Source organism: Anaeromassilibacillus sp. SJQ-5, assembly GCF_054108045.1.
Genome location: NZ_JBPJWQ010000001.1, coordinates 2,854,019 through 2,880,186, shown reverse-complemented (window position 1 = coordinate 2,880,186; position 26,168 = coordinate 2,854,019). Strand labels below are relative to the sequence as shown.

Here is a 26,168-nt window from a genome sequence, read left to right as displayed (position 1 = left end):
CAGTGAAAACAAAACGATGGCTTTCCCTGCTGACGGCGGCGGTGTTGTTGGCGGGGGCCGCCGCCGGACCGGCTGTCCGGGGCGAGGAAGCGGCCGGCGAGGCGGCGGGTGATATCGCCGTAACCGGCGAACCCGTTTCCATCTCGTTTGATTATCCTTCGGAAGAGGCCATGCTGGCGGACATGACGCTGGCGGCGCAAAACAGCCGCTATGCCCTGTATGTGCAGGCCTCCTCCATGGCGGTGGCTCTGCTGGACAAGACGACCGGCAAAGCGGCGTTTTCCAATCCTTACGATGCCGCCCGGGACTCCTCCTTTAATGGCGACACTGAGAAAAATCTTGAATCCCAGCTGGTGCTCACCTACGTGGATGATAAAAACGAGCAGAGCCGTCTGTGGTCATCCGCCGACTGTGCCGAGCTCGGCCAGTTCCGTGCGGAAGAAACCGCTGCCGGCGTCCGTTTTCAGCTCTCCATCGGCAAGGAAGCGGTGGATTTCCAAATCCCCGCCGCTTTCACGGTAGAGCGGTTTGAAGAACTTACCGGCCGAATGAGCGGCCGCGCCAAGCGGAAGATGAACGTCTTCTATACCCGCTATTCCCTTGCGGACATTACCGATGAGACGGAACGCAAGAAAATGATCGATACCTATCCGCCGCTGGCGAATGAGGATTTATACGTCTGTATCGATCTCAGCGAGCGGGAAAAAGAAGAGCTTTCCGGCTACCTGGAGGAAGCCGGATATTCCGCGGCCGATTATCAGGCGGACAGCGAAAAGCTGAATATTCGCGAGGAGGAGGAAACCACCTATTCCCCCAACTTCAAGCTGACACTGGAGTATACCTTGACGGACGAGGGGCTGGAGGTCACTATCCCGAGTGCGTCTATCCAGTACGATAAAAAACATTTTACCCTTATCTCTATTCAATTGCTGGAATACTTTGGCGCGGATAAGCCGGGGGATGCCAGCGACGGCTATGTGTTTTTGCCCGATGGCTCTGGCGCGTTGTTGTCCATGAACAATCCGGATGAAAACCGCCGCCCGGTTATCTCCGGTAATGTGTACGGGCGGGACGCCGCCACGACGCAGAAGGTGGATGAACGCTCGGGCCAGATTTTCCATCTGCCGGTGTACGGCATCCGCCGGAACAACCAGAGCGCTCTGTTCGCCATCATCGACAGCGGCGCGGAGGTAAGCACCATTTCCGCCAAGCTGGGCAAGCCCAACAGCGATTATTACGAGGTGTTCAACACCTTCTATCTGACCACCAGCGAACGGGTCACTCTGGATGCCAAGGTTGCCTCTATCGGCTCCGCCCAACAGGTGTATGTGTACGATGCCAACGCTTACAAACAGGATTTGCGCGTGCGGTACACCCTGCTCACCGGCGGGGAGGCCACCTACAGCGGTATGGCCAGAGTATACCGGGACTATCTGCTGGCCCATGGCATGCGGGAACGACCCGAAAGCAACACCGTGCGTCTGGGGCTGGAAACCCTGGGCACCTCCCTGTACGCTACCTCCTTTCTCGGTATCGAATACCAGGCCAGCGCCGATTACACTACCTATGCCCAGAGCGAGGAAATGGCCCGCTACTTTCTGGAGAACGGCGCGTCCCGCCTGTCGCTGACCCTAACGGGCTGGCAGAAAAATGGACTGGACGCGGGGGTGGCCAACAAGGTGCGCCTGGCCGGATCCCTCGGCGGGAAAAAGGGCCTGGCCAGCCTGCGGGACTGGGCGAAAGGCTCCAACGTGGCGCTGCTGCCTGACGTGGATCTGCTCTTTGTGGCCCGCGATACGCTTTTCGACGGGTTCTCCAAGTCCTTTGACAGCGGCCGGAAGCTCAATAAGAAATACGCGGGCAACAGCATCTACCGGCCGGATATTTCCCAATTCGGAAAAACCGCCTTCGCCGTCTCCCCGCACAAATACGCGTCGTATTGGGCGAGCTTTTTCAAGGGGTATCAAAAGCTGGGGCTTTCCGCCGTCTCCCTTGGCACGGTGGGAACCTCTCTCAACTCCAATTTCGATTCCTCCCACGCCTATAACCGCGGCGATACGCTGGCCCTGCTTCAAAAACAGCTGGATACCCTTTCGGGAACGTACAGCCTCAGCTTTGACGGCGGCAACGCCTATGTCCTGCCCTACGCGTCGAATTTGAACCGGGTTCCCATTCGGCATTCCGGGTACACCGGGGAAACCAGCGCTGTGCCGTTCCTGCAACTGGCGGTGGCCGGCGCCATGACCTGCCAGTCCGCTTCCCTGAACCTGGACGAGGATATACAGACCGCTCTTCTCGGCTGTATCGAAAGCCGGACGTCTCCCAGCTTTGTGCTGGCAGCCGACCATGTCCAGCGGTTGAAGACCACCGAGCACACCGCGTATTATGCTGTTAGCTACCCTGTGCTGAAAGAAACGGTGCTCGAGCAGTACCGTTATGTGCAGGAGGCCTTGGAGGCGGTAGAGGGTCAGGTCATGACGGATCACGCCGTGCTGGCTCCCGGCGTCTCCCGCACCGTCTATTCCGGCGGTACAAAAATCTATGTCAACTACAATCAGGCGGCCTATACGGCGGACGGTTTGACCGTTCCCGCCGGCGGCTACGCCGTGCAGCGCTGAAAGGAGGAAGCCGTTTGAAAGCCGCGCCATCTGCCATCCGCCGTCCCCGGGACAAACGGGACAATCAGCTTTTCGGTCTCCTGTTCACGCTGCCCTTTATCCTGGGATTTGTGTTCATTTTCCTCTATATTTTCATCACGGCCATCCGCTTCAGCGTCTCGGACATGAGCCTTGGGCAAAACGGGTTTGAGCTAAGCTTCGTATGGCTGGAAAATTTCCGGTACGCTCTGCGGGGCGATCCCAATTATGTGCGCATTCTGCTGGACGCGCTGAAAAATATGCTGACCACCATCCCGGTGGTGCTCATCTTTTCGCTGTTTGTGGCGGTGGTGCTCAACCGTCAGCTGCCCGGCCGCACATTTTTTCGGGCGGTGTTCTTCCTGCCGGTCATCGTGGCCACCGGCCTCATCAGCCGGATGGATATGAACAACGCCGTCATGAGCGCCATGAACAGCGCCTCCATTGAAACCGGCGCCGAAACGATGGGAAGCGCCATCGGCGACATCACCCTGCTGCTGCAGGGGATGAATTTCAGCCCCGGCCTCATTCAGTTCGTTTCCGACGCCGCGTCGGGTGTGGTCAATATCGTCAACCTGTCCGGCGTTCAAATTCTGATTTTCCTGGCGGGAATCCAGTCGATTTCCCCTTCAATTTATGAATCGGCAAGCGTGGAAGGGGCGACCGCCTGGGAAATGTTCTGGAAAATCACGCTGCCCATGGTCAGCCCCATGCTGCTGGTCAACGTGTTTTACACCATCATTGACTATCTGACCCGGGACAACAATACGTTGATGAACTACATCAACGACATCTCTTTTGATCAGGGACACTATGGATACGGCGCGGCCATGGCCTGGCTCTATTTCCTGGTGGTGGCCGTTATCCTGGCTGTGCTGGTGGCGATTCTTAATAAGTTCCAGTTTACCTATCAGCGGGAACAGTAGGGGAGGAGTGGACTGCATATGAAAAACTTGGCTGCCAGCCCATCGGCCTCCATCCCCTCCGGCCGCCGCCGGATAACCGCCGCTCGCCTCGGCGGCCTGCTCAGCAAGGTGGTGCTTTTTGTTCTCCTGCTGGGGTTTGCCTACGTGATCCTGTATCCCTTCCTGGCGAAATTCTCCGCTTCCCTGATGCCCAAGGCGGATTTATATGATCCGACGGTGGCCCTCATCCCACGCCATCCCGGCTTGGACAATTACAAAGACATCCTCGCTTCCGGCGAGTTTTTCCCCGCCCTGTGGACCACCTTCTATTTCGCGCTGGTGCTGGCGGTCTGCGCCACTTTCTGCGCGGCCGTGGTGGGCTATGGGCTGGCGCGGTACCGGTTCCGGGGCAGCCGTCTGCTGTTTGTGCTGGTGGTGTGCACCCTGCTGATTCCCAGCCAGACCATTTCCATTCCTCTGTTTTCCTACTTCAAGTTTTTTGACATCTTCGGCCTGCTGCAGGCGGTGAACGGCCAGCCGGGCATCACCAATTCCGTCTGGCCCCTGGTTCTGCTCGGTATCACGGGGCTCAGTTTCCGCGGCGGTATTTTCATCATCCTGATGCGCCAGTATTACAAAAATATCCCCACCGAGCTGGTGGAGGCGGCGTATGTGGACGGTGCCGGGCATCTGCGGACTTTCGGCCGCATCATCCTGCCCATGGCCCGTTCCATGCTGGTGGTGGTGTTCATTCTGGCCTTTGCCTGGCAGTGGACCGATACCTTCTATACCAACACGCTTATGGGAGGTACCAAGCTGCTGCCCAATGTGGTGCTGTCCCTGGCCAACAGCAATATCAGCGCGTCCCATGACTACTACTACAATCTGGTGCAGGCCAATACCGCCCTGCTGCTGGCCGTTCTGCCGCTTCTGATTTTGTATGTCTTGTTTCAGCGGCAGATTATCGCTGGCATTGAACGCAGCGGGTTGGTCGAATAATCGCGTCATTTAAGCGGAAAGAGCAACGGCCGCTTAAATTATAGAATTTAAGGAGGTTTCCCGATGTTAAAAGCAAAAGGGTCCAAGGCATTATCCCTGGTTCTTGCCGTGGCTATGCTGGTCACGCTGTGCTGCACGTATCTGTTTACCAGTGCGGAACCCATCAAAGCGGTGGGGAAAACCGAATCCGTACAGTTGACCTATGGTGGCGACCACGTCTGGCCGAAGGACGGCAATGGCGCGGCGGCCGGCGTGGATTTCAATTTCAATTCGCAGGATATTTCCAGCATGGACTTCTTGGAGTTTGATTTTTACATCGACAACGTGGCGGCCCTGAAGCAGGAAAAGGATTTTGGGGAGTTGTTCATCCGTCTGTTTTCCGAGGCGCCCTCCGAAGGGGCTAGCCGTAATTTTATGAGTGCGACCTTCACCGATCAGGTGATCCGCAACGGTAAAAACCACATCAAGCTGAGCCTGAGCTCTCTCATACAAACGGACGGCGGCGTTCTCAACCGTGAAAAGGTTAACGGCGTGCGGTTTTATATGGAGAACTATGGAACCATCCAAGCCAGCCGGGACTATTCCTATTCGCTGAAAAATGTCTTTGCCACCAAGAATTCCGCCAATTCCGGCGCGAAAGCCATACATCTGTCCCACGGCAATACCGATCCCTTTGCCTGGGAAAGCGGTAAAATCCCCGAAGCGGTTGCTCAGTTCTTCACCTTTGCCGCTCCGGAGGGCAGTCTGACCAAAGGCCTGGATATCTCTGACTGCACATATCTGGAGGCCGACCTTTATGTGGATGATATTGCCGCCCTCAAGCAGGAAGAAAAGTTCGGCGGCCTGAAGCTGCGGCTGTTCACCACCGCCTATAAGGACGACGAAGGCGGTTGGAACAACAAACTGACCTGGGATGTGACCGATCAGGTCTATCAAAACGGCTGGAACCATATCAAGGTGCCGCTGAGCGGCGGCGCCGGCGAAGGTGAGCCCGACCTGTCCACGGCCACCTGGCTGCAGTTCTTCATGGAGGACTATACCGGCATGCACGCTTCCCGCGATTATGCCCTGGCTCTTTCCAACTTGTATGCCACAAAAGCCTCCGACAACCCCATGACCGAGACGCTGCTGATTTCCGCCAACGGTGCGGATGCCTCCATCGGGCAGGGCGGTCATCCCAACAACGGCGGCTTCTTGGAGCAGAAGATTTTCCTGCCGGAGGCTGTGGATGTCTCCGCCTATGACAACATGGAATTCGATCTGTACATCGATAACCTGGAAACCTTCCGCGCCGAACAGGGCTTTAACATAGCCAAGCTGACGCTGCTGGCCAAGGCTGACAACGGCGCTATGGATTCCTGGGATTACCGCAATATCTACCGCATTTACAACCAGATTACCAAAGACGGCTGGAACCACATCACCGTGCCGCTGCGGGGCGGCCGTCAGGAGGACGCGCCTCACGCCACCACCGATAAACTCAACGAACTGGCTTGGATTCGCATTGCAATGGAGACGCCCTCCAACGCCGCTTCTTCCACTGGACACACTATCAAGTTCCAGAATTTCACCGTCACCCGGGAAAAGACGGCCGCGGCGGACGAAACCCTACTGTTCAAGGGCTCTGTCAACGAATTCTATACCGACATGAACCGGGATTGGATCCTACAGGAGTACACCTTCCCGGAAGCCAAGGATCTGTCCGGCTATGATTATATCGCGCTGGATTATGTGTTAAGCGATCTGGCGGCGATTATGGATTCCGATAAATTTGCCGGCGTGAATCTGCGCCTGTGCAACGAGGGAGACCGGTTCTTCCAGTATCCGCTGACCCGCAGCATCCTGACCACTGGTAAAAACCGCGTCATTCTGCCGTTGCAAACCTTCTCCGACGCCATCGGCGACCCCGACATGAAGGCGATTACCAAGATCAAGGTGTTTATTGAGAATTCCAGCGCAGGTATCCTGCAGCCGGCACGGGATTGCCAGGTGGGCGCCGCCAATATTGCGGTTGGGAACTTCCAGGAAGTGGAGGTCGATCCCAACGAAAAAATGATTGCCGATTGCGAAAACGTCTCCAATGTTGCACCCGGCGGCAGTGTGTCCAATTGGGTGGATACCACCGAATACACCCAGGGCTTTGCGTCCATCCGCGCGCTGTTCAAGAGCTATGAAGACGCGGTCCCCGGCTGGAAGAACAATCTGCGCATTGACCTTAACCAGCCGGTGGACATCTCGTCCTGCAACGTCATCAAGTTCGATTTGTACGTCAGCGATCCCGCCCTGTATGCCGCAGAATTCCAGCCAACCATGTATTTCACCATCAACAACAATTATGGCACCCTGGATAAGGGGCAGGTCCCCGAATCCTTTGTGCTTCCCAAAGAGCTGAAAAAGGGCTGGAACACCATCACCATCGACATTTCTGACCGCACCAAGCTGGATTTGGATTTGACCAAGATTTACAACGTGGGGCTCAACACCACCAACCCGGAGGCGGATCCCCTGAGCGTGGATCATGGCTGGAATCACTATTCTGCTCCCCTGACCCTCCGTCTGGACAACGTGCGCGCCACTATCGACCCGGATAAGACCATTGTGGACAGCTACAAGGCACCCGAGAACAGCGTAAAGGTAACCGACGGCAAAAGTCTCCTGTGGGTTAAGGGAGGCAAGACGGACATCTATCCCGTCGCCCAGTTCAACATCCCCGAGGGTCTTGATTTCACCGGCATGGGCACCCTCGATCTCAACGTCTATGTCAGCGACTGGGAAGCCATGAAGGCCAGCGAGGGCTTTACCGGGCTGAAAATCCGCTTCTATCCCACCGAGGGCCTCGGCGACGACAGCGCCATCACTATCCCCATGGACACCGCGAACTTCCAGAGCGGCTGGAACCACGTCCAGGCTAGCCTGAAAAACGTGGCCATTGAAAAGCTGTACGCTCTGCGTATTTTCATCGAGGACAACGCCACGGCGGAATCCTCCTGCGATTTGAAGCTGTCCTATAAAAACATCTACGCCGTTAAGGCTAAGGAGGGTGAGGGCCCGATCGTTCCGGAAAATCCCGATCAGCCCGCCCGCCCCGATACCGGCGCGGTGTATATTTCCGATTGCGAAACCCTGGATGATCCGGAGGCTGGCAGCTGGTATCCCAGCACCGTTAAGCTTGATACCAAGAGCAAATCCGAAGGGAAAGCCTCCGTCACCAACAATCTCAGCGCCGAGCAGGCCCTGCGGGAGAACAGCTTCCGCTTCGTGCCCGTCTCTCCGCTGGATCTGACCGGCGGTAAGGAGCTGCGCTTCGATATGTACGTCAGCGATCCCGCCCTGCTGGCCCGGCGTACCTCCTGGGCGGTTCGCCTGAGCAGCAGCTCCCGCGGCACCGACGATTACATCCAGTGGACGCTCGCGGATTTCGGCACCCTGAAGGAGGGCTGGAATTCCGTGACCCTGAAGCTGGATGACGCGAAGACGAGCGGCGACTTCCAGCTAAGCAGCGTGGAAGCCTTCTACATGCTGGCGGAGGAAGCCTCCTTTGAAGAGGGCGAGCTGGTCATGGTCAAGCTGGACAATATCCGCGTTTCCGGCGCTTCGTCCGGAGATAAGGACGACAACAGCAGCCCGGACACCGGCGTGGCCGCTCCGGTGCTTCCCGCCGCCCTGGCGGTGGCCACCGGCGGCTCCGCTGCGGCGGTTCTCCTCTCCCGCAAGAAGAAGGGATCCGCGAAATAACCGCCATCACCGCGTTCTCGACAGGAACCGGGCTTTACCGCCCGGCCCCTGCCGGGGGCTATGGGCATTCGTCTGGCGAATGCCTATAGCCCTCTGCATGGGAGGAATTTGATCAGGAAAGATACGGTGCGTACCTATGATGGATATCCATAAGGAAAAGCTGATGGCCAAGGTGGAGAACATGGCCGTCACCTATGAAAAATATCGTCTGATCCCTCTGGACGAAATCGCCTGCGATATGTGGGAGACCGACGACCATACCCGGCGCAGTGAGCCGGGAAACGAGGCCGCCTGGCGCCCGGTTCATATCGGCGACCCCTGGGGGAAAGAGTACGGGTACGCCTGGTTTCGAGGCGATCTCACGGTGCCAGCCTCCTGGGAGGGGAAGGCGCTCTGGCTCCTGTCCGGGGCCGATGCCACGGAATGCCTGCTGTTTCTCAACGGAGAGCCGGCGGGGCTGTTCGATTACACGGAGGAAGTGTCCCAGCCGCTGACCCGGCCCCACCGCATCCAGCCTCTGACCTTCCGGGCCGCGGCCGGCGAAACCATCCATGTGGCGCTGGAGGCCTATGCGGGGCATAAGGTGCTGGGCACCATGCCGTTCGAGGATTTCGGCCACTGCGACAATTTCTATCCCAATCGGTGGGATCGGCATTTTAAGGGCATGACCGTCGTGGAAATCGATCCGCTAGTCGAGCATTTTTTGACCCGTCTGCGTACCGTGTGCCAGTATTACGCGAATCTTGAGGAAACCGCTTCTAAGAAGTGGGCCCTCACCCACGATTTTGAGGAGCTGTTCCGCCTGGTGCCCCAGATGCCGGAGGAGTGCCCGCCGGAGGCGTGGCGAACCGCCCTGAAGGACGCGTGCGCCGTGCTGGACAAGGCGCTGGATTGCCGGCGGGAGGAACCGGAGAACCCGCTGGGCTACGCCGGCCTGGTCGGCCATTCCCACCTGGACGCCGCCTGGCAATGGCCAGTGCGGGAGACCATTCACAAAGCGGCCCGCACCTTTTCCAACGCCCTGCGGGTGATGAACGCCTATCCTGAATATGTCTTTGTTCAAAGCTCGGTGGCCTATATCGACTGGATGCGCCGCTATTACCCCGCCATCTACGAGGGGATCCGCCGGCAGACGGCTGAGGGCCGCTGGGAGCCAAACGGCGGCTCCTGGATCGAATGCGACGGCAACATGACCGGCGGCGAATGCCTGATCCGCCAGTTTGTCAAAGGCCAGCGGTATCTTAGGGACAATCTGCATTATCAAGCGGACGCCTTCTGGCAGCCGGACACCTTCGGCTATTCGGCCGCTATCCCTCAAATCATGAAGGGCTGCGGCCTGCGGTATTTCCTGACCACCAAGCTGTCCTGGAACGAGGCCAATGCGTTCCCCTACGACACCTTTACCTGGAAAGGGATCGACGGCACCGAGGTGCTGACCCATTTCAACATTACCCACTGCTGGCCGGATATCGACGCCATCTGTAAAAATGTTCGGGAAAATATCCGCCAGCGGGACGTCACGGACTGTAAGCTCATCGCCTATGGCTTTGGTGACGGCGGCGGCGGCCCCAGCTACGACATGGTGGAGGCCGCCCGCCTGGCCAAGGATCTGCCCGGTATCCCCCGGTCGGAGCACACCACTGTCAGCCAGTTTATGCGCCGGCTGGAGGCGACCGCCCACGACCTGCCGGTATACGACGGCGAGCTGTACCTGGAACTGCACCGGGGCACCTTGACCCAGATGCACGACATCAAGCGGTCCAACCGCCTGGCCGAAATTGCCCTGCGTACCCTGGAAATGGCGGAGGTGCTCTACGGCCTGCGGTACGCCGCCACCATTCCTCGGGAGGAAACCACCGCCCTGTACGAAACGCTTCTGCTCAATCAGTTCCATGACATCCTGCCCGGCACCTCCTTGAAAGAGGTGCACGAGCTGGCCATTCAGGAGAATTACCAGGTGGCGCGGGACGCCGGCCGGCTGGCGGGCGACCTCCTGATGGCCCGGGGGACGCCGGGGCAGAGCCTCACCTTGTTTAACACCCTGTCGTGGTCCTATACCCGGCAGGTGACGGTACCCTATGAAGGCCTCGTGCCGGCGGCTTTGCCATATCAGCGCTTTACGGATCGCAAGGGCGCCGAGCAGTTGGTCATTGGCGGCCTCGATATTCCGCCGCTCTCGACTCTCACCATAGCCATGACCGAGGAAAAACGGCCCATGCCGCCCTCTCCCTTCCAGCTGGAGGGCGATCGGCTGGTCACTCCCTTCGCGGAAATCACGCTGGATGAAATCGGCGCCATAACGTCCTTCGTCGACCGCCGCTGCGGCCGCCAATTGGTCAAGGATCCGCACACCCCGCTGAACACCCTGCTGATGGGAGAGGATATCCCGTATCTGTGGGACAACTGGGATATCGACAGAACCCAGGAGATGAAAATGCAGCCCCAGCACCAGGTTCTCTCCCGCTGTTGCGCGGCGGACGGCTGCCTGCAGCTGCGCTTCCGGACGGTGTACGCCCTGGGCGGACACTCCACCCTCACCCAAGACATGGTGGTCTACGCCGACTCCCCGCGGGTGGACTTTGAAACGACGGTGGACTGGCAGGATAAGCACCATCTGCTCAAGGCCCAGTTCCTGGTGGATATGAAAACCAGCTTTTCTCGGCATGAGATCCAGTATGGCTATGTTGACCGGCCCAACAACGCCAATACATCTGTGGAACGGGCCAAATTCGAGGTCTGCAACCACAAATACACCGATCTGTTCGATACCCGCTATGGGGTGGCGCTGCTCAACGACTGCAAATACGGCATTTCGGTGCAGGGGTCGGATATGCGCCTGACCCTGCACAAGGGTGGCTGTCGGCCCGATCCCGGCGGCGATATCGGCGTGCACGATTTCACCTACGCCCTACTGCCCCACGACAGCGGCTTCAGCGCCCCGTCGGTGGTGCGGCCGGCCTATGAGCTGAACATGAAGCCCCTGTGCGTCCCGGCGGCGCTGGAGGAGCCGGAGGAGCCTCCCATCACGCTGGAGCCTTCCAACCTGATTGTCGAGAGCATTAAGCCCGCCGAGGATGGGGATGGCTGCGTCGTTCGCTTCTACGACAGCGAGTGCACCACATCGCGGGCGAAGCTGCGCCTTCGTCTGCCCGTGCGCCGGGTTGCGGAGACCAACATGCTCGAGGATGAAATCGCCGAGCTGCCGCTGCGGGACGGCGTGGTGGAGCGGGTGGTCAAGCCCTTCGAAATCGTCACCGTCAAGCTCTTTTTCTAAGATGCGGCAACAGGCCGGAAGCCCACAAAGGCTTCCGGCCTGTTGATTTTACGGTCGGCATTGGCGGCGATAGTGCCGGGGAGACAGCCCGTAGGCCCTGCGGAACACACGGTCCAAATGAGCGCCGTCGTAAAAGCCGCATTCCGCCGCAACGGCGGTAACGGACAGCTGATCCTGCTGCAGCAGCTCTCTGGCGCGAATCAGACGGTATTGCTGCAAATACTGCATGGGGGAGAGACCGGTAAATCGGAGGTAATACCGGTACAGGGTGGTTCTGGACACGGCGGCCTGCTGCTGCAGATCGTCGATGGTCAGCGACTCGCCGCAATGCTCCTGGAGGTAGTGGATACTGTGCAGGATGCCGGCGGCGGTGCCATCCACGCGGGAGTCGCCGCCGGCCATATAGCAATCCCGATAAATCCGGCAGATGGTCCCGACCGTATACAGACCGAGCGCGTGCTGGAGCACGGCGGTTTCCTCCCGTCCGGTTTCGCCGAACAAATCGGCGAAGGTGCTCAGCTGCCGGCACAGAACGTCCATTTCCCTGTCGGTCAGGCGCAGGCAGCTGCGAAACGGATCGTCGCACCTGGTGGGGGGGCTTGCCGTCATCACGATGGGGTAGGCGGGCAGCCGCTGCATATCCGCCGCGTACCGGGTGAAAAACGCCGGATGCAGCAGGATGTGGTAAAGAGCCAACGGTTCCTCCGGATAGTAGCCGTGCAGGTAGCCGGGCGGCAGCAGGAACAAATCGTTTTGCTGGACAGGGAACCGCTGATCATTGATGAAGTGATAGCCCTTGCCCTTTACAATCACATTGATCTCATAAAAATCGTGGATGTGCATACCGGCCCGGTAATCCGTCTCGTAAAAGGCCCTGGCCAGAATTTCCGGCGGGTCGGAGAAAAAGTAACGGCTGTACCAATGCCGGATAGGCGCGTCGGGAAGCTTATCGGGGATCATGACGGTATCTCTCCTTTGAAACACCGGTACAAAAACCGGCAACGGGCGTCCTAGCTTTTTCCGCAGCAAACTGTTTATAGTAGAAGCATCAAGCGGAAAGGATGCGATACATATGGCTGAAACACAGGAAGCCGGCCGGAGCTATGCCGGCGTGATACTGGCCGTCGCCCCGGAGGCAAAAGCCGAGGCGGACGCGCCGATGCCGCGAGTTTCCTCCGGCACCCAGGTGATCAACGATACCGAGCTGACCTATGCGGGCCGATGGGAGTCGCTGCGGATTCTGCCGCGGGCCTTCGGTTACAGCAACAACACCTGTTCCAGCTCCCGGGAGGCGGGCGCCGAAGCCTCCTACGCATTTTCCAGCTGCGAGGGCATCGCCTGGTATGCCGCCGGCCGTCAGGCGCGCATGCAGCCCCAGGAGGCAGGCGAGGCCGATGTGTATGTGGACGGTGTCTTCCTCGCGACGGTACGCGCCAGCCAGGAGAAACCGGATGTCCCTGCGTTCACCACCGGCCCGCTGAAAAAGGGCCCGCACACCCTGCGCCTGGTGGCCCGGAGCGCCCAGCCGGTGGAGATCGATCGGCTGGAGGCGCTGGGGGAGCCGGCCTATCCGCTGTTCATCAGCAGCCGCAACGGGGCGTATATGCATGTCTCCCCCGGCTTTGCCGGGGAGACGTGCCCGCCGGCGAAAAGCGGCTGGCTGACGGCGGCCGCCGGCCGCGGCGAACGGTTCTTTATCGGATTTGCCGGCCCGCAGCTGCGCTTGTATGGACGAAAGGGACCGGATGGCGGCTGCTTCAGCGTGACGCTGGACGGCACGTTTATCCGGGAAGTAGACTGCCGGGCGGAGAAGGAAACGGCGTCAGCGTTGCTGTTTTCAGCGGATGGCCTATCCGGAGCGGGCTTTCACATGCTGGAGGCGGAGACGCTGGGCGGCTGTGTAGCGATCGACGGCTGCGAGATCTGGGACAACCGCTGTCTGATGACGGTTATCAACCGGCGGACGGATGAGGAAACCGGCCGTATGGCGCGGTATGAGACAACCGCCACCGATCCGGCGGACTGGAAACCGGTGACCCTTCCCGGGAAAATCCCGCTGAAGAACGTCCGGCTGACCAGCGGGGTGTTCCGGCAGATTTTCCAGCGGAATATCCAGTATCTGAAGGATTCCCTGAAGAAGCCCCAATGGGTGGACGCCAAGGATCCCGACAGGATCTGGGTGGATATGCTGGTGGCCTCCAACGAGGGGCGCATGCTGGGCGGCATGGGCAACACCCTGCGCTACGCGGAGGAACCGGCCTTCCGGGAAGCCATCGCCGGCATTTTGGACGCCGTGGAAAGGCGCCAATTCGCCAACTGGAATGGCTACCTGATGCCTTATGAAAGCCGCAACTACCGGCTGTCGACCGATACCTGGCCCGCGATTATGCGAGATGAAGAAAAAAACTACGACCGGGCCATGTTTACCAAGGGGATGCTGGCCGCCGGCGCGGCCGGCTTCGGCGAGGCATACGATATGCTCCGCCATTTTTACGACTGGTTCAACGGCGCGGAGGAGTACCTGCCTATCATGCTGCTGGGCAGCATGGCCATTCAGGGCAGCATCGCCGGGCCCTTGGTCTACCATTCCCCCGTAGGAGTTCCGGACGACATCCAAACCAACCAGAAATATTACGACCTGGATTGGTGGCTGGAATATCTGGCGGCGGGCTATCCGGAGGCGGTGTACCGCTTCCCGCTTAACCGCCCCCATAACTATCTGCTGACGAGCGTCTGCGCTTTGTTCGAGGAGTACACGGCCACGGGGGACGAAAAATACATAAACGCCTGTCTGGGCGCCTGGCGCATTTATCACGATTATTTCCAGATTCCCGGCGGTGGCATCAGTATCTGCGAGCATTTCGAGTGCAAGCCCTGGTCCCATAAGCTGACCAACCTTCCCAACAACATTTATGAGACCTGCGGCAGCGTATTCTGGGTCGATCTCAATCACCGATTCCTGCAGCTGTGGCCGGATAAGGAGCTCTATGCGGCGGAGATGGAAAAGAGCTTGTACAATATCGTGTTCGCCAGCCAGGGCCCCGACGGCTGCATCCGGTATTTCAATCATATGAATCAGGGCAAAGACAGGCCGGGACGATACAATACCTGCTGCGAAATCCAGGCGACTATGCTATTCGGCCAGCTGCCCCAGTATATCTACATGCTGCGGCAGGACGGGGTGACGGTCAACCTGTTTGCGGCCTCCAGTGTGGATTTCTGCGTGGAGGAGCGGCCCTATGCGCTGCAAATGGAGACGGCGTTCCCCTACGAGGAAACGGTGACGATGAAGGTATCGGCTCCCCAGGGGGGACGCATGGCGCTGCGGATTCGGATTCCCTCCTGGCTGCAAGCAAACGCGGTGATCCGGGTCAACGGCCGAGATGCCGCCGAGGGCCAGCCGGGCAGCTATGTCCTGCTGGACAGGGAATGGACGCAGGGGGACACCGTTTCCCTGGCCCTGCCCATGGCCTTTAGGACGGAGGCCTATACCGGAGAAAACCGTGTTCCGGGCTGCGTGCGCGCCGCCGTGCTGTACGGCCCGCTGCTCATGGCGGTACAGGGGCCGATGAGCGAAGGCGTCTATCAGGCGGAGGGCGAACCCACGATTCGCCTGGACAAAACGGTGCCGGAGCTATTGCAATCCCTGCGGCCCGGCGAGGAGGCACTGGCCTTTGCCATCGAGGGTGCGCCGGCCTACCGCCTGGTTCCCTACTGGACGGTGGGGGGGGAGCCCTTTACCTGCTTCCCTGCCCTGCGCCCCGAAAACAAAAATTAGCAGTAGCAAGCGAGCCGCGGAAGTTCAGGACTTCCGCGGCTCGCTGCTGTCCGTTTCCTGATCGGGATATATGGGCTTCGAGGAGGATACCAGCCGATAGTCGGTGGGCGTGAAGCCGGTTTTTCGTTTGAAAATCCGAGCAAAGTAATACGAGGATTTGAAGCCCACCGCCTTGGCGATGTCCTGGATGGCCATCTCCTCCGTCTGGAGCATCCGTTTGGCATGCTCAATGCGCAGATTGCTGATATATTCCATAGGGGATAGGCCGGTCGCTTCTTTGAAATACCGGATGAAATAGTTGGGATGGAAATGCATAATGCCGCACAGCTCGTTAATGGTCAGCGTATCCGGCAGATGCTCTTCAATGTACAGCATCAGCCCTGCCAGCTTTTCGTCCTTGAACATGTCCTTGGCGTCGGGCAGATTGGAATGCTCGATATAATACGCCAGCAGCTGGAACAGCATGGCTTTCTGCTGCAGCCTGGCCCCTAGATGCGGGCTTTTGTTCAGCTCCAGCATTTCGGTGAACCGATTGGTGACGATTTGCGGATCCTCCACGTTGATGAAATGAGGCAGGGAAATGAGCTCAAGCAAATCCCGATCCTTACAGGGTGCCGTGAAATGCACCCAGTACTTGGTGGCCAAATGGCTGGAGAAATGGTAATATGTCTGGGTGGAGTTATAGGGAAGCAAAAACATCTGGCCCGCTTGCGCTTGATACTCGGCGTCGTTGATTTTTAAATAGAACTCTCCGTCCACGACGTAATACAGCTTGTTGTAAGCCGGTGTGACGTTGTCATACCGCCAGGACTGCCAGCACTGCGTGTACGCGCCGGTCATAAATTCCACGTTGGCATCCTCAAAATACCGGCTCATGGTCAGACGATCCTCCATATGGCTATCACGTGTTCCTTTCTGTCGCGCCCGTACGTGTTCTATCAGGTTAATATAATACTATTATAATGTCCGGCAATACAATTCTAACTTTTTATTAAGGTCAAAAAATTGATAAAACGCACAAAAAAGTAAGTATTTTAAGAGTATTATATCGATTATATCCGCACATGTCAAGGGACAACCGAAAAACAGCCTGTACGATTTTCAGATAGTAAAAATCGGGTTTTATAAGGAGAAGTTAGAATTGTACTATATACGGTTAGCGCCGTCCATTTTAAACCGCCGGAATTCCTTCTATAATTTAGCTATAATAAGTCGCTCGTGAAGGAATGATTATTGGTGAATCCGTTCGATATGCTCTGCGAATACAGAATACGGCCCATGGGCGTCGAACGCCGCCCGCTGCTTACATGGCGCGTGCGGGGAACAGACGGCGCGAGGCCCGAGGGTTACCGCCTATTGGTGGCGGCGGATGAGGCGGACCTATCGGAGGAGCGGGCGTATTGGGACAGCGGTGCGATCCTCTCCGATACCTGCGCCTGTACCTATGACGGCCCTCCCCTCGCGTCCTGCACCGCGTATGTATGGACGGTGAAGGCTCTGTGCGGCGGCGTCTGGACAGCGTACGCACCGCCCGCCCTGTTCGAGACCGGCCTGCTGTCGCGGAAAGACTGGGACGGGGTTTTTATCGGCATGCCGAACGACAGCCGCGCGGTGGCGCTCTTCCGCCACCATGAGCCGCTTGCGGCCCGCGTGGTGCGGGCGCGGGTGTACCTGGCAAGCGACGGCTACGCGGAGCTGTGGATAAACGGCAAAAAGGCTGGCGAGAACCTGCTGGAGCCGGCCAATGCCGATCACGCCAAGAGGGTTTACTACAACACCTATGACGTTACGCCGCTGCTGACAGCGGGCGATAACGCCGTCGGCGTGATGTTGGGCCGCGGCTGGTCGCCCCACGCCCGCTTTCTGCTTCAGGGCTTGGCGTGGCTGGAAAACGGCGAATGCGTGCGGTTTTGTTCCCGGTTTTCGGACTGGGTGTTTTCCATTTCCCCGGTTCTCTCGGCCACCATTTATTCCGGCGAGGTGTACAACGCCAACTACGAGTGCCCGGAATGGAACCTGCCGGGCTGCGCTTTCGAGAAGAATGTACCCAAACGCCGGTGGACGCTGTTCTGTGACAGCCTCCCCCGCCGGCCGGAGGATAATCCCGAGCAGTTCGCCGAGTTCGGCCGGGCGTGCTTCGACGTGATGGAGCTGCCCGCGCCGGGCGGCGTGCTCTGCTCGCAGATGATGGAGCCTATCCGCGAAATGCGGCAGTTCAAGCCGGTGAGCATGACCCGGCTGCCGGATGGGAAATATGTGTTTGATTTCGGACAGAATTTCGCGGGCGTTATCCGGATCCGCCTGCGGGGCGAACCCTATACAGAGGTCAAAATTCAGTATTCCGAGATCCTCAACAAGGATAACACCCTGAACATGGAGTATCTGCGGGTTTCCGACCCCAGCTATCCGCTGCCCATGCAGTGCGATACCTATGTTCTCAAGGGGGATGGGGAAGAGGTGTATCAGCCCCGCTTCACCTATCACGGCTTTCGGTACGTCAGCGTGGAGGGCGGCGTCCGCGACCTCCGCGAGGAGGATGTCGTCGGGGTGGCCATGTATACCGCTGTGCGGCAAACCGGGCAGTTCGTCTGCGGAAATGTACTGATTAACCGGATCCAAGATAATATATTGTGGACAGAGCGATCCAATTTGTACAGTATTCCTACCGACTGCTGCCAGCGTTCCGAACGGCAGGGCTGGCTCAACGACCTGACGGCCCGGGCGGAGGCCTCCGTCTATAATTTCGACCTGAATCTCTTTTACGAGAAGTTTCTGCGGGATATCCGCGACACCCAAGATCCGGTTTCGGGCGCCATCGCCGACACCGCCCCCTTCCGGCGCGGCAATATGCCGGCCGATCCGGTATCCAGCTCCTATCTCATTCTGCCCGACCTGCTGTATACGCACTACGGCAATCGCCGTCCTATGGAGGAGCAATATGAGGGGCTGCGGATGTGGACGGATTTTCTCGGGCGGAATTCCCGGGACGGCATCGTCTCCTTCAGCCTGTACGGCGATTGGGCCTCCCCGATCGAGCACTGCTGCCACAACGGGATATATTCGCCGATTTCCAATATTACACCTGGTGACTTTGTGTCCTCCGGCTATTACTATTATAATTTGGGGCTGATGGAGAGGTTCGCCACCCTGTTGGGACGGCGGGAGGAGGCCGCCGCCTTTGCGGCCCGCCGGGAATCGGTGGCCGCCGCGATAAACCGGGTCTTCCGGGATGAGGAAACCGGGGATTACGCCGGCGGCAGTCAGGGCTCCAACGTCTTCGCCCTGTATCTGGGGCTCGTACCCGCGCAGGATACGGCTCGGGTGGCGGCTCGGGTGGATGAGGATGTGCGGCGGCGCGGTTATCATCTCACCACCGGCAATCTGATGACTAAATATTTGCTGGAGGTGCTCACGGCGTACGGCTATCTGGAGACGGCCTATCGCCTAGTGGTGCAGACCACCTATCCCAGCTGGGGCTATATGCTGTCCAAGGATGCCACCACCATCTGGGAGCGGTGGGAATATGAGACCGGCTACGGGATGAACTCCCACAACCATCCCATGTACGGCAGCATCAGCGCCTGGTTTTATAAATATCTGGCGGGTATTTCCGCCGAGGCTCCGGGCTTTGCCGCCGTTAAAATCCAGCCGTACCTGCCTGAGGAGCTTCCCTTTGTGCGCTGCAGCCTGGAAACGTGTGCCGGTCGGATCGGCTCCTCCTGGAGTCGGGAGACCGACGGCGTGGAACTGCTGGTGGAAATCCCCGGGGATGTCACGGCGGATCTTTATCTGCCGATCCGGCCGGACGCCGCGGGCGTCGACCGGGACGGCGTGCCGCTCTGGCGGCGGGATACCGGCGCGGTTCCGGATGACGCCCTTCGGTTTATCGGCGGGGAGTCGGGCTATCTTCACTTTGCCGGCCGGGGCGGGAATTACCGGTTCTGGATCTACTGACATACCGCAACCGAAGTAGGAAAGGGTTGGTCAAGAACATGAAACCGTGCGTACATAAAGGGATTGGCTGCGCGATGGCCATTCTGCTGTCCCTGGCCATCCTGCCCGGCGGCGTGAGGGCGGAGGGGTCCGGTGTCCCGGAAGGTCGCGGCGCCTCCCTGGACTACACCGCTGCCGATTCCTACCGCGCCTATCTGAAAAACCACAGCGGCGATGCCCGGGGCGCCGATGACTTGCTCTTGGGGGCCGACGCCCTGTCCGCTCATTCGGAGAATGTGACCATGCAGGAGAACCTCGGCGGCCGCCCTGGCGCAAGCTTGCTGACAGGCGAGGAGGGGTATGTGACCTACCGATTCGCCGTGGCCAGCGCCGGTCTGTACAACATCGGGCTGCACTACTATCCTCTGGAAGGCAAGGGATCGTCCATGATCCGTACCTTCGAGGTGGATGGAAGCGTTCCCTTCGCGGAGCTGCGGGAAATCGACTTTCCGCGTATCTGGAGAGACAAGGAGCCCATCGGCCAGGATTCCAACGGCAACGACACGCGGCCGGCCCAGGAGGAAGCCCCCCGCTGGCTGTATACCGATCTGCACGATTCCACGGGCTATTACAACGAGCCCCTGCAGGTATACCTGTCCGCTGGAGAGCATACGCTGACTATTTTTTCGGAAAGAGAGCCCATGGCTGTAGGCGGCGTGCGGATATACAGCGCTCCGCAGCCGGCGCCGTATGCCGAGGCCCTAGAAATCTACCGGCGGCAGGGTTTGGCCGACGCGCGGGAATTCTGCCGGGATTACCAAGGGGAGCAGGCCGATTATAAATCCGCCTCGTCCATTTATCCCATTTACGATCGCACCTCGCCTGATACGGTGCCCACCAGCGCCTCTCAAATCCGCCTGAATACCATCGGCGGCAGCAAGTGGCAGGTGGCGGGCCAGTGGCTGATTTGGGAGGTGGAGGTTCCCGCCGACGGACTGTACACCCTGGGCATCAAGGGGCGGCAGAACGTGGTCAACGGAGCCTACTCCAACCGCCGGCTGTATGTCAACGGCGAAATCCCCTATAAAGAGGCGGAGGAAATCCGATTTCATTACGACAACAGCTTTCAGACCCAGGTGTTCGGCGACGGGGAAACCGCCTACCGGATTCCGCTGAAAAAGGGTATCAATGAAATCAAGCTGGAGGCTACACTCGGCAGTTTGTCCAGCCTGCTGATGGAAGTGGACGACTGTATCGCCGCCCTCAATTCCATTTACATGAAAATTCTTATGATCACCGGCCCCACGCCGGATCAGCTGCGGGATTATCAGTTTGATAAACAGATCCCCGACGTGTTACGGAATCTCAAAGAGCAGGCCGACGCCCTGGAGGATCTATACAGCCGCTATGTGGCCATTACCGGCCAGAACGGCCAGGAAGCCCAGACCCTCAAAAAGGCGTACCTGCAGGCCCGGGAGATGACCGACGACCCGGACGGGATCGCCCAGCGGTTTTCCGCCTTTTCCTCCAACATTACGGAGCTGGGTACCTGGCTGAGCAACGCCGCCCAGCAGCCACTGGAAATCGATTATCTGACCGTGGCCTCTCCCGATCAATCCCTTGTGAAAAAAGGGGCGGGCTTTTTCAGTCGCTTCTGGTTTGGCGTCAAGCAGCTGGTGGCCTCCTTCCTGCACGATTATGACGTGGTGGGGGCGATTGACGGCACGGGGCGGAACGTGCGCGTCTGGGTGGGCAACGGTGCCACCGGCGGTCGGGATCAAGTGCAGGTGCTGCAGCGCATGGCCAGCGCCTCCTTCACAAAAGATACCGGCATCGCCGTGCAAATCCAGCTGATTTCGACGGGCGCTCTGCTTCCCGCCACCCTGTCGGGCAAAGGCCCCGACGTGGCCCTGACCCTGAACGCCTCCGATCCCATCAACTACGCGGTGCGCCATGGGGTTATCAATTTGGCGGCCTTTTCCGATTATGTCCAGGTGGCTGAGCGTTTTATGCCCAGCGCTCTGGAGCCCTTCTCCTTTGACGGCGGCGTTTACGCCCTGCCGGAAACCCAGACCTTTTACATGCTGTTTTACCGCAAGGACATTCTGGCAGAGCTGGGGCTGGAGGTTCCCAACACCTGGGAGGATGTTATCCATATTCTGCCCGTCCTGCAGAAAAAGAATCTGAACTTCGGCTTCCCCAAGGTGCTGGTGGACGGCGCCGTGGGCCTGGGGCTGCCTGTGTATGCGACGTTTCTGTTCCAGAACGGCGGCAGCCTCTACACCGCCAACGGCTCCAAAACCCTGCTCGACAGCAAGGAGGCGGTCAACGCCTTCTTCGAATGGACGAAGTTTTACACCAGCTATGGCCTGCCCACCCAGTACGATTTTCTCAACCGCTTCCGTTCGGGCGCGGTACCCATCGGGATAGAGGAATACTCGAATTACAACACGTTGCAGGTGTTTGCACCGGAAATCAAAGGGAAATGGGGCTTTGCCGCCATACCCGGCACCCCGCGGGAGGACGGTACGCTGGATCGGTCGTCCTGCGGCACCACCACCGGCTGCTCCATCCTGAATACGGTGAAGGATAAAGATGCCGCCTGGGCGTTTCTCAAGTGGTGGACCAGCGCGGATGTCCAGGGTGACTTCGGGGTGGAGCTGGAAAATATTCTCGGCGCTGCGGGCCGGTATTGCCCCGCCAACCGGGAGGCGCTGGAGCGGATTCCCTGGTCCCAGGAAAACCTGAAGACGATTCAAGCGCAGTGGAGCGAGGTCAAGGGGATCCGGGAGGTGCCGGGCAGCTATATGACCTCCCGATTTGTGGACTTTGCCTTCCGTGACGCGGTGAGCAGTGGCGTCGATCCCGATGAAGCCCTGCGGGACGCCGTCAAGCAGATGAACGCGGAAATCAAACTGCGCCGCAAGGAATTCGGCCTGGCGGAAGAATAGGAGGAACCCACATGCGCCAACAACCAAAAGCGGGCGGCGGCCTTTTGAAGAACATCGCGCGCAACCGCACCAACTACCTGTTTCTGCTGCCCTTCGGCATTGTTTTCCTCCTGTTCACCGTTATTCCCGTCGTCATCGCCATCTGCCTAAGCTTCACCCACTTCAACGTGCTGGAGCCGCCCACCTTCAACGGCTGGGGCAACTTTCAGCAGCTGTTTTTCAACGACGATCTGTTCATCACCACCCTGACCAATACCTTGACCTTTGCGGTGATCCTCGGCCCGGCGGGGTATATCCTGAGTCTGGCCTTCGCCTGGTTTATCAACGAGCTGGGGCCGAAAATGCGCTCCTTTATGACCCTGCTCTTTTACGCGCCGTCCCTGGCCAATATCTACGTCATCTGGAAGGTGATTTTCAGCTCCGACGCCTATGGCTTTGTCAACGCCTGGCTGACCCGCCTGGGCTTCATCACCTCGCCCGTGCTCTGGCTGCAAAGCAAATCCACCATGGTGGGGGTCATTATCCTCATCCTTCTGTGGGCCAGCCTGAGCACCAGCTTTCTGGCCTTCATCGCCGGCTTCCAGACCATTGACGCCTCGCTGTATGAGGCCGCCGCCGTGGACGGCATCCGCACTCGCTGGCAGGAGTTGTGGTACATCACTCTGCCTTGCATCAAGCCGCAGCTGATGTTCAGCGCCATCATGAGCATCACCTCCTCGTTTACCATCGGGGATCAAATCACCATGCTCGTCGGCTTCCCCAGCCCTAATTACGCGGCGCATACCATCATGCACCATCTGCAGGATTACGGATCCACCCGGTTTGAAATGGGTTACGCCTGCGCCATCGCCACGGTGCTGTTTCTGCTGATGGTGGTCTGCAACACGCTGATCCAGAAATTCCTCAGGAAGGTGGGCAACTGATATGGCGCATGAAACGGTCACGGTCAAAAGACACAGAACGCGCCTGCGTCTGTTCCACCAGCCGCGGGTCAGCCGCTCCCGGGCGGGTAATGCGCTGATGTTTCTCTTTCTGTTTCTCTGCGGCGCCTTCACGGCTATGCCCATGATCTATGCCATCAGCACAGCCTTCAAGCCCTTGGACGAATTGTGGAAATATCCGCCCAACATCCTCATCGTCAACCATCCAACCTTGAAAAACTTCTCCGACATGGTGGCGGTTATGTCCAACTCCTGGGTGCCCTTTTCCCGTTACATATTCAACTCCTTTTTCATCACGGGCGTCGGCACCTTCGGCAATGTGATTTTCGCCTCCATGGCGGCGTATCCGCTGGCCAAAAAGCGGTTTCCCGGTTCCGGCCTGTTCTTTCAGGTCATCGTGCTGTCCCTGATGTTCACCCCCGCCGTGACGGCCATCCCCAGCTATCTGGTGATGTCCGGCCTCGGCTGGGTGGATACCTATGCCGCGCTGATCGTCCCGGCGGTGGGAAGCTCCCTCGGGCTATACCTGATGCGCCAGTTCATGACCGGCATCCCTGACAGCATGCTGGAAGCGGCCAAAATCGACGGGGCCAACGAGTGGATCATCTTCTGGCGCATCGTCATGCCGCAGGTCAAGCCGGCCTGGCTGACCGTCACGATTTTCGCGGTGCAGGCCCTGTGGAACGGCACCAGCGGTAGCAATTACATCTACAGCGAAAAGCTCAAGGCGCTGCCCTACGCTATGAACCAGATCGTCAACGGCGGCCTGGCCCGCCAGGGCGCGGCGGCGGCCGCCACCCTGGTCATGATGGTGGTGCCCATCGTCATCTTTTTATTTGCCCAGAACAACATTGTGGAAACCATGGCCAGTTCCGGCATCAAGGAATAGGAGGGAGAGCCGCTTGAAAACCCCGAAATTTGCCCGCTGGGGCAGAGGGATCGCTGGCGCGCTGTCCCTGACCCTCCTGTTTTCCCTGTCTGCCGCGGCGCTGGAACCCTATCGGAACTATACCTATGACAGCGAGGAAAACGCCTGGGTGGAGCCTCAGGCCTATTACGCCGCCGACATCCTGCGGGGCGGCACCCTGGGAACGGCGGATTTCCATAAGCCGCAGGATGTTTTCGTCGCGCCGGACGGGCGGGTCTATATCGCTGACACCGGCAACAATCGGATCCTGCGCCTGAGCGCCGCACTCGAGCTGGAAGCGGTTATCGATTCCTTCGATAACAACGGGAAGGCCGACGGCTTCGCCTCTCCCTCCGGCGTCTTTGTCACCGGGGAGGGCCGGCTCTATGTGGCCGATACCGATCATAAGCGCCTGGTGGTGCTGGAGGCGGATGGCCGGCTGTGGAAGATCATGGGCGAGCCGGACTTCCAACTGGACGAAAGCTTTATCTACGCCCCTGTCCGGGTGGCGGTGGACGGCGCGGGCCGGGTGTTCGTGGTCTCCAAAAACGTCAACTACGGCATGGTGGAGCTAGATAAGGATGGAAACTTCAGCAGCTTTTACGGGGCCATCCAGGTAACCTCCTCTCTCAGCGACCTGCTCTGGCGGCGAATCGCCACCAAAGCCCAGCGGGAAAAGATGCTGCAAAACATCCCCACCGAGTACAGCAGCAACGCCGTGGACGGCGATGGCTTTATCTACGGCACCATCAGCACCCAGAGCGCCGACCAGTTCATCAAGAAAATGAACCCCATGGGCAGCGACGTGCTGCGCCGCATGGGCAGCGTCGACCCCAATGGCGATATCGAGCTGCCCGACGCCGACGAAAAGCCCGTCCGCTCCGTCCTGACGGATATCTGTGTCGGCCGCGGGGGCGTTTACAGCGTCCTGGATACCCGGCAGGGCCGGGTGTTCACCTATGACAACGACGGCAATCTGCTGTATGTTTTCGGCGCGCTGGGCAACCGCAACGGCTGCTTTGTCCAGCCTTCTGCTGTGGATGTGCTTCCCGACGGCACGTTTCTCGTGGCGGACAGCGGGCTGAACCAAATCCTCCGCTTTTACCCGACCGAGTACGCGCAGAAAATCAACGCGGCGGTCGGCTATCAGTACAACCGGGACTACGCCAGCGCGGAAGCCAGCTGGATGGAGGTGCTCAAATACACCGCCAAGTCGGAGCTGGCCTTCAATGAAATCGGCAAGGCCTATTACCGGCAGGAGGAGTATACCGCCGCCATGAAATACTTTAAGCTGTCGGGCGACCGCACCCAGTATTCCAAGGCCTATAAGGAATATCGGCGGCAGGTGCTCAACGATTCCTTCAGCACGGTGATGACCTGCCTGTCGGTGTTGGCGGCTGGAATCGTCGTTCTTGTGTGCGTGCGCCGCCGCAAAGGACGGAAAGCCGGACGAGGAGGGGTGGACAGATGAAAGCGATAAAAGACAGCCTGCTGTACGCGTTCCATGTCATCACCCACCCCTTCGACGGCTTCTGGTGCGCCCAGAGGGAGCGCCGGGGCGACGTACGCGCCGCGACGATCCTAATCGCGCTGGTGACCCTGGTGTCCGTGCTATCCAATCATCTGACCGGGTTCATTTTCAACGAGAACAGCGGAAAATCCTCGAATCTGCTGGCCGAAATTCTCGGTATCGTGGTGCCGGTCGTTCTCTGGTGTGTGGCCAATTGGAGCATCACCACCCTGCTGGACGGCGAAGGGAGCTTCCGCGATATTTATATCGCCACGGCCTACGCGCTGACCCCCATCATCCTGGTGCAGATCCCCATGATTCTTCTCAGCCAGGTCATTGTCCTGGAGGAGGCGCGAATTTACCAGGCGCTGGGGTTGCTGATGCTGGTATGGGTGGCGTTCCTGCTGTTTTCCGGGCTGATGACCATCCACCAGTATACAGTGGGGAAAACGCTGCTGACCGTCCTCATCGCCATTGTGGGCATGGCCGCTATCCTGTTCCTGTTTCTGCTGTTTTTCGCCCTGATCCAGCAGCTGATGAACTTCCTGTACATTTTCTATAAAGAGATGACCCTGCGGGTATGACGGGGCGCCTGCGGA

The 26,168-nt window shown here is 58.9% G+C and carries 14 protein-coding genes; 12 read left to right on the top strand and 2 right to left on the bottom strand.

The genetic code is table 11. The features are described 5' to 3' along the window. Positions 1 to 2 precede the first annotated feature (2 nt). From ACSAMM_RS12205 to ACSAMM_RS12185, 5 genes are all read left to right on the top strand, one after another. Positions 3 to 2,618 carry a DUF5696 domain-containing protein gene (locus ACSAMM_RS12205; protein ID WP_457791645.1) on the top strand — a complete coding sequence of 872 codons (2,616 nt, stop codon included), beginning with the start codon at positions 3 to 5 and terminating at the stop codon, positions 2,616 to 2,618. 14 nt (positions 2,619 to 2,632) lie between these two features. After that, positions 2,633 to 3,562 (top strand): sugar ABC transporter permease, encoded by a 930-nt coding sequence (locus ACSAMM_RS12200; protein WP_178726209.1) that lies wholly within the window; start codon positions 2,633 to 2,635, stop codon positions 3,560 to 3,562. An 18-nt stretch (positions 3,563 to 3,580) separates the two neighbouring features. Continuing rightward, positions 3,581 to 4,540 (top strand): carbohydrate ABC transporter permease, encoded by a 960-nt coding sequence (locus ACSAMM_RS12195; RefSeq protein WP_457791644.1) that lies wholly within the window; start codon positions 3,581 to 3,583, stop codon positions 4,538 to 4,540. 63 nt (positions 4,541 to 4,603) lie between these two features. Continuing rightward, positions 4,604 to 8,275 carry a hypothetical protein gene (locus tag ACSAMM_RS12190; RefSeq protein ID WP_457791642.1) on the top strand — a complete coding sequence of 1,224 codons (3,672 nt, stop codon included), beginning with the start codon at positions 4,604 to 4,606 and terminating at the stop codon, positions 8,273 to 8,275. A 136-nt stretch (positions 8,276 to 8,411) separates the two neighbouring features. Further along, entirely contained in the window at positions 8,412 to 11,549 is a 3,138-nt protein-coding gene (locus tag ACSAMM_RS12185) for a glycoside hydrolase family 38 N-terminal domain-containing protein (RefSeq protein ID WP_457791641.1), read from the top strand. Positions 11,550 to 11,597: 48 nt separating this feature from the next. Here ACSAMM_RS12185 and ACSAMM_RS12180 read toward each other — a convergent pair whose 3' ends face one another. Then, positions 11,598 to 12,509, bottom strand: a complete 912-nt coding sequence (locus ACSAMM_RS12180) for a helix-turn-helix domain-containing protein (RefSeq protein WP_457791640.1) — start codon at positions 12,507 to 12,509, stop codon at positions 11,598 to 11,600. 112 nt (positions 12,510 to 12,621) lie between these two features. Between ACSAMM_RS12180 and ACSAMM_RS12175 the strand changes: the two genes are divergently transcribed. Next, positions 12,622 to 15,327, top strand: a complete 2,706-nt coding sequence (locus tag ACSAMM_RS12175) for a beta-L-arabinofuranosidase domain-containing protein (protein ID WP_457791638.1) — start codon at positions 12,622 to 12,624, stop codon at positions 15,325 to 15,327. A 24-nt stretch (positions 15,328 to 15,351) separates the two neighbouring features. On the opposite strand, the gene ACSAMM_RS12170 is transcribed toward ACSAMM_RS12175, so the two are convergent. After that, positions 15,352 to 16,221 (bottom strand): AraC family transcriptional regulator, encoded by an 870-nt coding sequence (locus ACSAMM_RS12170; protein WP_178726196.1) that lies wholly within the window; start codon positions 16,219 to 16,221, stop codon positions 15,352 to 15,354. A gap of 342 nt (positions 16,222 to 16,563) precedes the next feature. Between ACSAMM_RS12170 and ACSAMM_RS12165 the strand changes: the two genes are divergently transcribed. The 6 genes from ACSAMM_RS12165 to ACSAMM_RS12140 are packed head-to-tail and all read left to right on the top strand — an operon-like array spanning position 16,564 to position 26,153. After that, a complete protein-coding gene (locus tag ACSAMM_RS12165) occupies positions 16,564 to 19,281 on the top strand; it encodes a family 78 glycoside hydrolase catalytic domain (RefSeq protein WP_178726194.1) in 2,718 nt (905 codons plus the stop codon). Between the two features lie 38 nt (positions 19,282 to 19,319). Continuing rightward, positions 19,320 to 22,211, top strand: coding sequence for an extracellular solute-binding protein (locus ACSAMM_RS12160; RefSeq protein WP_457791637.1), 2,892 nt, complete (start codon positions 19,320 to 19,322; stop codon positions 22,209 to 22,211). A gap of 11 nt (positions 22,212 to 22,222) precedes the next feature. Then, entirely contained in the window at positions 22,223 to 23,134 is a 912-nt protein-coding gene (locus ACSAMM_RS12155; RefSeq protein ID WP_457791635.1) for a carbohydrate ABC transporter permease, read from the top strand. Between the two features lies 1 nt (position 23,135). After that, a complete protein-coding gene (locus ACSAMM_RS12150; RefSeq protein ID WP_178726188.1) occupies positions 23,136 to 24,041 on the top strand; it encodes an ABC transporter permease subunit in 906 nt (301 codons plus the stop codon). A 13-nt stretch (positions 24,042 to 24,054) separates the two neighbouring features. Next, a complete protein-coding gene (locus ACSAMM_RS12145; protein WP_457791633.1) occupies positions 24,055 to 25,530 on the top strand; it encodes a gluconolactonase in 1,476 nt (491 codons plus the stop codon). Beyond that, a complete protein-coding gene (locus ACSAMM_RS12140; protein WP_457791632.1) occupies positions 25,527 to 26,153 on the top strand; it encodes a Yip1 family protein in 627 nt (208 codons plus the stop codon). The genes ACSAMM_RS12145 and ACSAMM_RS12140 overlap by 4 nt, the downstream gene beginning before the upstream one ends. Positions 26,154 to 26,168: the final 15 nt, after the last annotated feature.